Genomic DNA, 12,270 nt, shown 5'->3' on the forward strand with positions numbered 1-12,270 from the left:
ATTAACACGGTGTGTTTATCCAGTCTCTATACATAATTGATTTTACTAAATCTACATTATGAGCAAATTGATTCCAAGCGTAACAAGCCATAGTGACGATATCTTCATATACACCATAACATTGGTTAGACAAGAAATGATTTTTGATCCATTCCCAAACTTGTTCCATTGCATTAAGTTCCGGTGCATAGGGCGGAAGCGGTATCAAAGTGATATTGCTTGGCACAGTTAGTTTTTTGGCTGTGTGCCAACCTGCATTATCCGTTAGTAAAGCTATATGTCGGTTGCCTTGAATACTGCGAGAAAGCTCTTCTAAGAATTTATTCATTGCCTGTGTGTTTGCATATGGTAAAATTAATGCAAAAGCTTCTCCTGTATCATGGCAAGCAGCTCCATAAATATATGTTGAAATGAATTGCTGTTGCCGAACTTTACGGGGTCTAGTGCCACGCTTAGCCCATATACGAGTTAAGCTACCTTGTTGCCCAACTCGAGTTTCATCCTGAGACCATATATCAACTTTACATCTATCGATATTTTTTGGTAATAATTTTGTTAACATGTCTGGGAAGTTTTTTTATATGTATTTTGAGTCTCTTGATTTGACTTTGGATGCATTGAACGAGAAGTAATCCAGCTAAAACCAAGGCGGTGCATAGTATTGTAGACTGTTTTTAAAGCGCATTTAGCACCATATTCCTCAAGTAACATGATATGTAGCTCCTTTCCAGTTATATACCCACCAGTTTTACTTTCACTGAGCGTATTGATTTTATCAAAAAGAGCAGACTCTTGTATAGTGTTAATCTTCCTAGGGGCACCGCTTCTTTGTGATTCAAATAATCCTTCAAAACCATGATTCCTAAATCTTCTGAGCCATGATTGCACAGTTTTCCAGTGTGACTTCACTATTTCAGATATGGCTTTTAAAGATTTGCCTAATTGAAGGTGATACATCGCCAATAAACGTATACGATTTCGACCATGCGGCTCATGTTTCATCATTTTTATAAAATCATGACCATGAAAACCTTGTGGTAATATTAACCTAGCCATTTGAGTACCTTTATCAGTTAAAAACCCATTTTACACCACTGCGTTAATTATTGCAATTGGTATAATATACCACTACAAGCCCTATACTCTAAGGCTTTAACATCACTAAATATTCTTTCAATGGTTAAAGTTCTTAAACCTTTTGTAAGACGAATTTTATGATCCATTTTTAATGGAATAACAAACTTTAGATGGTTATTTATCAGAAAGTCTAACCATTCTTTATTCATAAATTCTCTATCAGCAAGCAAATATTTTATTCTTTCAACGCCAAAATTATTAATAAATTTCTGTAAAAATTCCTTCATAAATTCTGCAGAACACCCGCCACCATGCGACAAAGTCTTCCAGAATATTGGCACCGATATTTTACCAATTACCATTACTAAAAATAAAATATTAATATCGGATTTACCAAATTTCCAACTTGTCCTATCCATTGCTACGACATAATTTTTTGAAGCAAAAAAGCTTAATAGCAAATAGCCAACCTTCATATAATCAAAATTAAAATCTTTTAAAAAACGATAAATTCTATGAGTTTTTGACGTCGCTTTAGCATCACCTAAAATACCAAGTGCTAAACCTTTTTGATAAATTGAGCTGCCCGTCAGCAAACTAATTACCATACCAACCAAACATTTTAATCTTGATTTATTTCCGTCTATATATAAAATCAATTCTTGAAGTATTATATTATGCATTTTGTTATAAAAATACCTACCTTATACTACTTCACACCGCTCTAAATCAACCATTCTTCTTCATCTTCTCAAAATTGTAGGGTATAATGGTCCCAATATTTTGGACAGAAAAATAAGAAAAATGAGATAGAATTCTTTAGCAAACAAGGAGAGCTAGAGATGAAAAAACAAGTAAGGCAATATAGTGCTGAGGAGAAAGCCAAAATTGTCATAGAAGCAATTAAGGGAGAGCTAACAATAGCCCAGATAACCAGTAAGTATGGTGTTCATGCAACACAGATCAGTAACTGGAAAAAACAAGGTCTTGAGTTGTTAGTACAAGGTTTTAAGAATAAAACACAGAGTGCTGATCCAAATCAGCAGGGGTTAATCAAGAATCTATATGAGCAAATTGTTCAGTTAAGCGTTGAGTGTGACTGGCTCAAAAAAAAATCTGCATTGTTTGGAATTAAAGGTTAGGTGTAATATGATAGAGCCTAATCATAATAAGTTAACAATTGTACAACAGTGTAAGTTATTGGATATTAGCAGGTCAACCTATTACTATCAACCTACTGGTATTAGTGAACAAGATATCAAGATTATGGCAATAATTGATGAGACCTATACTATGCATCCATATTATGGTATGCGGCGGATGGCTAAATATTTACAAGCCCAAGGTTTTTCGGTAGGTCGTAAAGCTGTTAGACGTTACTACAAGATAATGGGTCTTGAAGCTGTTTATCCTAAAATAAATTTAAGCAAGAGGAATCAAGTGCATAAAATATATCCTTATTTACTAAAAGGATTAGAAATAGCATTGCCAAACCAGGTTTGGAGTGCAGATATAACGTATATAAGACTGAGCCAAGGGTTCGTATATTTAGTAGCTATTATTGACTGGTATAGTCGTTATATTCTAAGTTGGCGAATCTCCATTAGTTTGGAAAGTGAATTTTGTGTAACAGCCCTTGAAGACGCTATAGAAAAATATGGTATGCCAAAAATATTTAATACTGATCAAGGAGTACAATTTACCTCGGAGAATTTTATTAGTATGCTAAAGCTACATAATATCTTGATTAGTATGGATGGTAAGGGACGAGCCTTAGATAATATTTTTATTGAACGTTTTTGGCGATCATTAAAACAGGAAAAAATTTATCGGATTATTTTAACAACAGTAAAGGAGGCAAGGCTCTGTACAAATAAGTGTGTAAATTTTTCAAAGGTTATATAAAAATATAATATAACAAAAGGAGAAATTATAATGCGTCACAAACAAAATGAAGCAATGAATCAAGCAATAGATTTATTAATAAATAATGATACAGATATATCAACTTTATTTAAAGAGGATGGTTTATTAAAACAATTAACCAAAAGGCTTGTAGAGAAGGCATTGCAGTCAGAGATGAATAATCACTTAGGATATGATAAATATTGTCATACTGATAGCAATAATGTTCGTAATGGTAGTAAAGTAAAGAATCTAGTAACAAATAATGGAGTTGTAGAGATTGAGGTTCCAAGGGATAGAAGTAGTACATTTGAACCTGCATTAATTCCGAAGCGTCAAAGACGTATTGAAGGATTTGATGATAAAATAATATCGTTATACGCTAAAGGAATGAGCTTATCTGATATTAAGATTCAAATGCAAGAATTGTATGGAGCTGACGTTAGCGAAAGTTTGATAAGTCAAATTACTGATGATGTAATTGAGGATGTCAAGATATGGCAAAGCCGACCATTGGATCGAGTATATGCTATAGTATTTTTTGACTGTTTAGTAGTAAAAGTACGTCAAGATAAACGAATTATCAATAAGTCTGTATATGTAGCATTAGGTATTGATTTATCTGGAAGGAAGGATATTTTAGGATTGTGGAACAGTGAAAATGAAGGAGCTAAATTTTGGCTTGGTAATTTTACTGAGATGAAGAACAGAGGTATGCAAGACATGCTTATTGCTTGCAGTGATAATTTAACCGGTATGTCTGAGGCAATAGAAGCAGTTTTTCCGAAAACCGAACATCAATTATGTATTGTACATCAGATTAGAAATAGTTTAAAATATGTATCATATAAAGACCGAAAAGAATTAGCGGCTGATTTAAAGCCTATATATACTGCTAGCACAGAGGAAGAAGCACATCTTGCTTTAGAATCTTTTGAAGCTAAATGGAGTAAACAGTATCCACAAATTGCTAAATCTTGGTATGTTCATTGGGAAAATTTAATGGTTTTTCTAGAATACCCTGAGGCGATAAGGAAAGTAATATACACAACTAATAGTATAGAATCTGTCAATAGCCAATTACGTAAGGTTACTAAGAATAAAAGGGTTTTTCCAAATGATAATGCCGTTTTTAAGACCTTATATTTGGCAATTGATTATATGACCAAGAAATGGGTTATGCCGATTCCGAACTGGAACGCAGCTATGGCTCACTTTTTGATAAAATTTGAAGGTAGAATTTAAGCCCTATGAAAAATTTACACACTTAATTAGAAAGGCTCTAGCTACTAAATATACGAATCCTTGGCTCAGTCTTATATACGTTATATCTGCACTCCAAACCTGGTTTGGCAATACTATTTCTAATCCTTTTAGTAAATAAGGATATATTTTATGCGCTTGATTCCTCTTGCTTAAATTTATTTTAGGATAAACAGCTTCAAGACCCATTATCTTGTAGTAACGTCTAACAGCTTTACGACCTACCGAAAAACCTTGGGCTTGTAAATATTTAGCCATCCGCCGCATACCATAATATGGATGCATAGTATAGGTCTCATCAATTATTGCCATAATCTTGATATCTTGTTCACTAATACCAGTAGGTTGATAGTAATAGGTTGACCTGCTAATATCCAATAACTTACACTGTTGTACAATTGTTAACTTATTATGATTAGGCTCTATCATATTACACCTAACCTTTAAATTCCGAGTCAATCATTTAATTTGTGTGTGCGTCAAGATAAGGTGCATTAATCTTACGGGTGAAAGTCCTGTTATGGAAGGAGTAGCTAGCTCCACCATATAGCGAGTCTTGTGCTGCTGAAGGTAACGACAGTAGTAAAGCGTAGACAGCGAAACATCCGAGCCGAAACCAAATGGTGAACGTGATAGCCCTGAAATGATATTGGTAGTGGAAGTCGATGTGCTACACAACGCAGTAGACAAGAGAAAACTAGAGGTCAAACTAGCGAAAATCCGAAAGTTTTCAACCATCGGGGTCTCAGGCGTCAGCGAGTTTGTAGAGATTAATGACACAACTTGAGAAGTCCTTATAACTCTTACTGAGTTAAGTAAGTATTCAAAGTACAAGTGCCGAAACATAAGGCTTTGGAGATGGTGTTAAGGATGGCTGAGTCAGTTGTAGTAGTGATGAAGCTTCGTAATGGGAGTGGAGCGAAGGGCTGACAGAAAGGTAAGAACGTAAGAGGGAAACAATGACCGTACACAGCATAGACGGAAATACATGGTCAACGAAACTTGAGCGTATAAAGTTGCTATCATCACAAAATCAAGACATAAAGTTTAATAATCTTGGACATATTATTGATTTAAAGATGTTAGAAGAACAATATAAGGAACTTGATAGCAAGAAAGCTGTAGGAATAGATGGTATAACCAAAGCGGTTTATGGTAAGAAGTTGGAAGCAAATTTGCTCTCGCTCCTTACTAAAATTCGCAAGGGGCAATATCAAGCTAAACCTGCACGAATTACATTGATTCCAAAAGAAGATGGAGGCAAAAGACCTTTGGTAATATCATGCTTTGAAGACAAGATAATCGAGTCGGCAGTAAGCAAGATATTAAACTCAGTGTTCGAGCCAATATTCTTAAAATGTTCTTACGGGTTTCGACCTAAATTAAACGCCCATGATGCACTTAAGGAGTTGAATAGACTTACGTATAACTTCAATAAAGGAGCTGTAGTTGAAATTGATATAACTAAGTGCTTCAATTCAATCAAACATTCTGAGTTGATGGGATTCCTAAGAAAGAGAATATCTGACAAAAGATTCCTAAGACTAGTTATGAAACTGATGGAAACACCAATTATAGAAAACGGCATTACAGTTACTAACAAGGAAGGATGCCGCCAAGGGTCTAAAACATCACCAATTTTGGCAAATGTCTTCCTACATTATGTTATTGACTGTTGGTTTGCTAAAATCAGCAAGGAAAACATAAGAGGGCAAACTGGAATGGTGAGGTATTGTGACGATATGGTGTTCGTCTTTGAGAATGAAGAAGACGCGAGGAAGTTTTATGAGGTTTTGCCCAAAAGATTAAACAAGTATGGCTTGAACATCAATGAAGCTAAATCGCAGATGATTCAGTCCGGTAGATACCATGCTGAGGACTTAGCTAAGCAAGGTAAGAAGATCAAGAGTTATAATTTTCTTGGCTTTACTTGCTATTGGGGTAAATCAAGGTTTGGTAACATATGGAGATTAAAATATACCACAAGGAAAGATCGATTTACCGAGAAGCTTAAAGGGCTAAGAGAATATCTACGAAGTCACCTTAATGAGAGGGGCAAAGAACAGATATTATTGCAAGTCATTAGAGCTACAAAGGGGTGGATCAATTATCATGGTATATCAGATAATCAAAGACGAGTAAGTTCATTTATTCACCAAACTAGGCGAGCAATATATGGGTGGTTTAATAGAATGGGTGGGAAGCGTAAGATGAATTGGCAAAGATTAGCTGAAATACTCAAAAGGGTCGACTTTCCAAATAAGTGGAAGACCATTTCAATGTTCTAAAACCAACAAAAAAAAATAGGGTACAAGCCTATCTTACCTTTCGGGAGCCGGATGCGGTAGCTCTGCATGTCCGGTTCTGAGGAGGGGCTTAACCAAGCAATTGGTTAGGTCTACTCACAAAGTTCATTTTTTATTTTCCAATAAATCATATTTAAAATCTCCACAAAGTATTTCAAATTGATTTAAAGCTAAAGACCAATCTTTAATAGGCATGGTCCATTTTTTGGCTGCATTTTGTAGGGATAAAAATATTATTTTTTGAATTGACTTATCATCTGGAAACACCCCCTTATTTTTGATAATTTTTCTAATTTGACGATTTACAGATTCTATAGTGTTAGTAGTATAAATTACCTTTCTGTTCTCTTCAGGAAAGGCAAAAAACGGTATTATCCCAGACCAATTACGTTGCCAAATATCAGAAATTACCGGATATTTTTTATCCCATTTTACACCAAATTGCTGAAGTTTTAAACGTGCCATTTCGTCATTATTAGCTGTATAAATTTGTTTTAGATCTGATGTGACCTCTTTTAAATCTTTATATGACACATACTTTACTGAATTGCGAACCATATGTACAATACATAATTGTACTATAGTACTCGGGAATACACTGCTTATAGCTTCTGGAAAGCCCTTTAAACCCCACACAAGCAACATAAATTTGTTCAATTCCTCGATTCTTTAACTCAGTAACTACTTGCATCCAAAATTTAGCACCTTCATTTTTGCCTATCCAAATGCCAAGTAACTCCTTTTTCCCTTCTATATTTACAGCAAGTGCTAAATATACTGCTTTATTTATTACTATGTGATTGTCTCTAGATTTTACATAGATACAGTCCAAGTATAATATTGGATACACCCTATCTAAACAACGATTTTGCCACCTAGTTACTTCTTCTATTACCCCATCTGTTATGGTGGATATCAAGTCACCAGATACATCAGTTTGATATATTTCTTCTAAATGCCCTCGGATCTCGCTGACTGTCATACCGCGACCATAAAGGGATATCACTTTCTCATCAAATCCATTAAATCTCCTCAGCCCTTTTGGTATTAATTGAGGATTATACTCTCCTTCCCGATCTCTTGGTACTTCTACTGTCAGCTTACGACCATCCCCATCAATTACTGTCTTCTCATAGCTACCATTACGACTATTATTATCTACTTTTGGCATCTTGCTATGTTTTGAATATCCTAATTCATGATCCAACTCACTTGCTAATATTTTCTCAACTATTTGCTTCTTTAGCTGTTGAAATAAACCATCTCGACCAAATAACTCCGATGGATCTGCTTTTGATAATAATTCTTCTACTAGCTGATTACTGATGTTTAATGTATCTTTATCTGTATCTAATTTTTTAGCCATAATTCCTCCTTGCTTGCTTAAGTTACTTTTTTTACAGTAATCTCTTACTGCTTTCTTTGCAACTTACACAAACTATAGGACAGACTCTTTTTGTGAATTATATCTCTATTTATCTAAATTTTTGTCTAGACAAAGGGGACCACCTTATTTATTTAGTTGACATAGTTTCTTCTTTTTTCTCAACTAAACTAATTTGCAACATATTCGCTACCATTGGTGACTACTGCATAAGCAATCCTTGCTAACTTATTTGCTAAACCAACACATATAATATTATATGATTTATTTTCAGCAAATTTTAAGGTGGTCCCCTTTGTCTAGACAAAAATTTAGATAAATAGAGATATAATTCACAAAAATTAAATTGTTGTTTTTATACAATATTTTTTTCAAAATATACACATTCTGGAGTTTTATAATCCAAAGCTTGATGCATCCTTTGTCTATTATAAAAGTCCATATATTCGTTAATTGCTGTCTTTGCCTCCTTTACTGTTGTTAAAATAATCCGATAAATTTTTTCCTGTTTTAATGATCGCCAAAAACGTTCAATAAAAATATTATCTAAGGCTCGTCCCTTACCATCCATACTAATCAAGATATTATGTAGCTTTAGCATACTAATAAAATTCTCCGAGGTAAATTGTACTCCTTGATCAGTATTAAATATTTTTGGCATACCATATTTTTCTATAGCGTCTTCAAGGGCTGTTACACAAAATTCACTTTCCAAACTAATGGAGATTCGCCAACTTAGAATATAACGACTATACCAGTCAATAATAGCTACTAAATATACGAACCCTTGGCTCAGTCTTATATACGTTATATCTGCACTCCAAACCTGGTTTGGCAATACTATTTCTAATCCTTTTAGTAAATAAGGATATATTTTATGCGCTTGATTCCTCTTGCTTAAATTTATTTTAGGATAAACAGCTTCAAGACCCATTATCTTGTAGTAACGTCTAACAGCTTTACGACCTACCGAAAAACCTTGGGCTTGTAAATATTTAGCCATCCGCCGCATACCATAATATGGATGCATAGTATAGGTCTCATCAATTATTGCCATAATCTTGATATCTTGTTCACTAATACCAGTAGGTTGATAGTAATAGGTTGACCTGCTAATATCCAATAACTTACACTGTTGTACAATTGTTAACTTATTATGATTAGGCTCTATCATATTACACCTAACCTTTAATTCCAAACAATGCAGATTTTTTTTTGAGCCAGTCACACTCAACGCTTAACTGACCAATTTGCTCATATAGATTCTTGATTAACCCCTGCTGATTTGGATCAGCACTCTGTGTTTTATTCTTAAAACCTTGTACTAACAACTCAAGACCTTGTTTTTTCCAGTTACTGATCTGTGTTGCATGAACACCATACTTACTGGTTATCTGGGCTATTGTTAGCTCTCCCTTAATTGCTTCTATGACAATTTTGGCTTTCTCCTCAGCACTATATTGCCTTACTTGTTTTTTCATCTCTAGCTCTCCTTGTTTGCTAAAGAATTCTATCTCATTTTTCTTATTTTTCTGTCCAAAATATTGGAACCATTATAGCACTAGTTTATCTTTCGATTCCTTACCACTTTTTGCTCTTATTGCTATTGTCCTTGCGGCTTGAATCAACATAGTTCTGGCATATCTATCTCCCTGTTTGGTAATCCCTCCTAAAACTATCTTATCTCCTGAGCTATGTTGCTTTGGTACCAAACCAAGCGAAGCAGCAAAATCCCTCGGGGTTGGATAACTTTCCATTGGGGCTACACTCAAACAACTAGCATTGATTGCTCCAATGCCAAAAATTGTCTGCAACCTAGTAGCTTTCTCACTTTGCTTATTATTGCTGATAATCAGCTTTTCTAAAGTTTTCTCTTTGTCACATAAATCCTCAATTTCTTTACATTCTAAAAGTAAAATTGACCGTATCCCAGAATTTATATAACCTTTACTATACGCTAACTCTACCTCCAGCCTACATGATTTGCAAAATTTATTTTTACTTAATTTTGTATTATAGCCATATTCACATAAACTTGATATTGTAGAATTAGTTTTTTGCACACGATCTCTGATCGTATTACTTCTAATTTTATGCAAAAATTTTATATCTTGTTCCTCTTTGCTTTTTGGCAGCACAGTTTTTAATTCTGGATCACGAGCCGCTTTGCATATTGCTAACGCATCGTTATAATCATTTTTCTGTTTCGATGTAGCATAAACTTTTACATCTTTTGTTTTCATTAGTTTGACTTGCAAACCAAGCTTAGCAATTTCCTGTGACCAATAATTAGCTCCTCCACATGCTTCCATAGCTACCAATGAACTTTTATCGAGATCGCTTAAATAGGCTATTAATACCAATTGCAATAATTAACACGGTGTGTTTATCCAGTCTCTATACATAATTGATTTTACTAAATCTACATTATGAGCAAATTGATTCCAAGCGTAACAAGCCATAGTGACGATATCTTCATATACACCATAACATTGGTTAGACAAGAAATGATTTTTGATCCATTCCCAAACTTGTTCCATTGCATTAAGTTCCGGTGCATAGGGCGGAAGCGGTATCAAAGTGATATTGCTTGGCACAGTTAGTTTTTTGGCTGTGTGCCAACCTGCATTATCCGTTAGTAAAGCTATATGTCGGTTGCCTTGAATACTGCGAGAAAGCTCTTCTAAGAATTTATTCATTGCCTGTGTGTTTGCATATGGTAAAATTAATGCAAAAGCTTCTCCTGTATCATGGCAAGCAGCTCCATAAATATATGTTGAAATGAATTGCTGTTGCCGAACTTTACGGGGTCTAGTGCCACGCTTAGCCCATATACGAGTTAAGCTACCTTGTTGCCCAACTCGAGTTTCATCCTGAGACCATATATCAACTTTACATCTATCGATATTTTTTGGTAATAATTTTGTTAACATGTCTGGGAAGTTTTTTTATATGTATTTTGAGTCTCTTGATTTGACTTTGGATGCATTGAACGAGAAGTAATCCAGCTAAAACCAAGGCGGTGCATAGTATTGTAGACTGTTTTTAAAGCGCATTTAGCACCATATTCCTCAAGTAACATGATATGTAGCTCCTTTCCAGTTATATACCCACCAGTTTTACTTTCACTGAGCGTATTGATTTTATCAAAAAGAGCAGACTCTTGTATAGTGTTAATCTTCCTAGGGGCGCCGCTTCTTTGTGATTCAAATAATCCTTCAAAACCATGATTCCTAAATCTTCTGAGCCATGATTGCACAGTTTTCCAGTGTGACTTCACTATTTCAGATATGGCTTTTAAAGATTTGCCTAATTGAAGGTGATACATCGCCAATAAACGTATACGATTTCGACCATGCGGCTCATGTTTCATCATTTTTATAAAATCATGACCATGAAAACCTTGTGGTAATATTAACCTAGCCATTTGAGTACCTTTATCAGTTAAAAACCCATTTTACACCACTGCGTTAATTATTGCAATTGGTATTAGTTATAGCTAAAGCATTTTTACTAATCCTTATCCCGAATTAACGTTTTCTATAACTTTGACATAGGCAGCATAAATAAAAATCTTTAAAGGTACGGTAGTGACTCAAGTGAAACATTACTATAATAGTAATAATCTCTGAGAGTCCTATACTGCAAACTACTTTACGCTTACGGTTAGGATTTGGTAATATATATTTATTTTGCTCCGTATCAAAATGCTTGCAAAAATCATCAATTAAGCAGAAAATCTCCGTAAGAGGGATCATAATATATTCTCCAATTTTGTTGTTATTATTCGAGAACTTTATAATCCCTCCCTTCTTATTTTTCAAATATTCTTTCTCCTAACACACTAGTTTGAAAGAAGGTTTTATTTTTACCATAGCTCACCACCAACAGTTTGTTTATGTTATTACATAATGCTTAGCATTTTGTTTGGTGCTTACGTCAAACTCAGGTTATATAGAAGTGATATTAGGTTGGGAGGAGATCAGAAAAGATCTCATGGTAATCCTTGGAATCTGATGATGTCAAATTATCCGCGTGCTAAAGTTGTTATAATTGAAGATATAGTGATACAATATCAAGATTTCTACAAGGAGCATTCAGGTGATGTACACAGTATATCGAAAGCATTATCTCTTCTTATAGCTCAGCCTATTATTAAGGCATTAGATGAAGTATTTGCTACACTGCCGTTAGTGTTGCCTGATAACTTAGATAAGAAAATGCTAGATAAGTACTTTCATATACTTAATGATTTAGATACACACTAGGAGCCTATTGAAGAATAGAGAATTTACCCTAAATACGGTCAATTTTTATTCTCCGATAACCTCCTAT

Annotated in this window: 14 protein-coding genes and 2 pseudogenes; 5 read left to right on the forward strand and 11 right to left on the reverse strand. The window is 34.4% G+C overall.

Annotated features, from left to right (window positions below; all coding sequences use genetic code 11):
- Position 1 precedes the first annotated feature (1 nt).
- Genes NBW66_RS04185 through NBW66_RS04195 form a run of 3 tightly spaced genes read right to left on the reverse strand, consistent with a single transcriptional unit; the run spans position 2 to position 1,760 of the window.
- On the reverse strand, positions 2-562 hold the full coding sequence (locus NBW66_RS04185; RefSeq protein WP_250310543.1) for an IS630 family transposase: 561 nt from the start codon (positions 560-562) through the stop codon (positions 2-4).
- Positions 556-1,056 carry a helix-turn-helix domain-containing protein gene (locus NBW66_RS04190; protein WP_250310542.1) on the reverse strand — a complete coding sequence of 167 codons (501 nt, stop codon included), beginning with the start codon at positions 1,054-1,056 and terminating at the stop codon, positions 556-558. The genes NBW66_RS04185 and NBW66_RS04190 overlap by 7 nt, the downstream gene beginning before the upstream one ends.
- Before the next feature lie 47 nt (positions 1,057-1,103).
- Complete coding sequence (locus NBW66_RS04195; protein WP_250311818.1) at positions 1,104-1,760, reverse strand: transposase; 657 nt, start codon at positions 1,758-1,760, stop codon at positions 1,104-1,106.
- Positions 1,761-1,919: 159 nt separating this feature from the next.
- Between NBW66_RS04195 and NBW66_RS04200 the strand changes: the two genes are divergently transcribed.
- The 3 genes from NBW66_RS04200 to NBW66_RS04210 are packed head-to-tail and all read left to right on the forward strand — an operon-like array spanning position 1,920 to position 4,227.
- Positions 1,920-2,219, forward strand: a complete 300-nt coding sequence (locus tag NBW66_RS04200; RefSeq protein WP_250311819.1) for a transposase — start codon at positions 1,920-1,922, stop codon at positions 2,217-2,219.
- Positions 2,220-2,226: 7 nt separating this feature from the next.
- Positions 2,227-2,982, forward strand: a complete 756-nt coding sequence (locus NBW66_RS04205; protein WP_250311820.1) for an IS3 family transposase — start codon at positions 2,227-2,229, stop codon at positions 2,980-2,982.
- A gap of 30 nt (positions 2,983-3,012) precedes the next feature.
- The gene (locus NBW66_RS04210) at positions 3,013-4,227 is read left to right on the forward strand and encodes an IS256 family transposase (protein ID WP_250310568.1); all 1,215 of its coding nucleotides are present in this window, start codon (positions 3,013-3,015) and stop codon (positions 4,225-4,227) included.
- Positions 4,228-4,230: 3 nt separating this feature from the next.
- On the opposite strand, the gene NBW66_RS04215 is transcribed toward NBW66_RS04210, so the two are convergent.
- Complete coding sequence (locus tag NBW66_RS04215) at positions 4,231-4,674, reverse strand: IS3 family transposase (RefSeq protein ID WP_250311493.1); 444 nt, start codon at positions 4,672-4,674, stop codon at positions 4,231-4,233.
- 530 nt (positions 4,675-5,204) lie between these two features.
- Here NBW66_RS04215 and NBW66_RS04220 point away from each other — a divergent pair.
- A complete protein-coding gene (locus NBW66_RS04220) occupies positions 5,205-6,533 on the forward strand; it encodes a reverse transcriptase domain-containing protein (protein WP_250310618.1) in 1,329 nt (442 codons plus the stop codon).
- Positions 6,534-6,656: 123 nt separating this feature from the next.
- Here the strand turns inward: NBW66_RS04220 and NBW66_RS04225 are convergent.
- The 7 genes and pseudogenes from NBW66_RS04225 to NBW66_RS04255 form a co-directional block, all read right to left on the reverse strand.
- Positions 6,657-7,917: pseudogene (locus tag NBW66_RS04225) on the reverse strand (IS256 family transposase).
- Between the two features lie 373 nt (positions 7,918-8,290).
- Complete coding sequence (locus NBW66_RS04230; RefSeq protein ID WP_250310664.1) at positions 8,291-9,109, reverse strand: IS3 family transposase; 819 nt, start codon at positions 9,107-9,109, stop codon at positions 8,291-8,293.
- Between the two features lie 7 nt (positions 9,110-9,116).
- Positions 9,117-9,416 (reverse strand): transposase, encoded by a 300-nt coding sequence (locus NBW66_RS04235; protein ID WP_094649795.1) that lies wholly within the window; start codon positions 9,414-9,416, stop codon positions 9,117-9,119.
- Between the two features lie 72 nt (positions 9,417-9,488).
- Positions 9,489-10,304, reverse strand: coding sequence for an IS110 family RNA-guided transposase (locus NBW66_RS04240; RefSeq protein WP_250311821.1), 816 nt, complete (start codon positions 10,302-10,304; stop codon positions 9,489-9,491).
- 3 nt (positions 10,305-10,307) lie between these two features.
- On the reverse strand, positions 10,308-10,868 hold the full coding sequence (locus NBW66_RS04245) for an IS630 family transposase (protein ID WP_250310543.1): 561 nt from the start codon (positions 10,866-10,868) through the stop codon (positions 10,308-10,310).
- Positions 10,862-11,362 (reverse strand): helix-turn-helix domain-containing protein, encoded by a 501-nt coding sequence (locus tag NBW66_RS04250; RefSeq protein ID WP_250310542.1) that lies wholly within the window; start codon positions 11,360-11,362, stop codon positions 10,862-10,864. The genes NBW66_RS04245 and NBW66_RS04250 overlap by 7 nt, the downstream gene beginning before the upstream one ends.
- Positions 11,363-11,471: 109 nt before the next feature.
- Positions 11,472-11,693: pseudogene (locus NBW66_RS04255) on the reverse strand (IS982 family transposase); the annotation flags it as partial.
- A 165-nt stretch (positions 11,694-11,858) separates the two neighbouring features.
- Between NBW66_RS04255 and NBW66_RS04260 the strand changes: the two are divergent.
- Positions 11,859-12,203 (forward strand): hypothetical protein, encoded by a 345-nt coding sequence (locus tag NBW66_RS04260; RefSeq protein WP_250311823.1) that lies wholly within the window; start codon positions 11,859-11,861, stop codon positions 12,201-12,203.
- Positions 12,204-12,270 lie beyond the last annotated feature (67 nt).

The organism is Rickettsia endosymbiont of Oedothorax gibbosus (genome assembly GCF_936269705.1).
GTDB lineage: Bacteria > Pseudomonadota > Alphaproteobacteria > Rickettsiales > Rickettsiaceae > Tisiphia.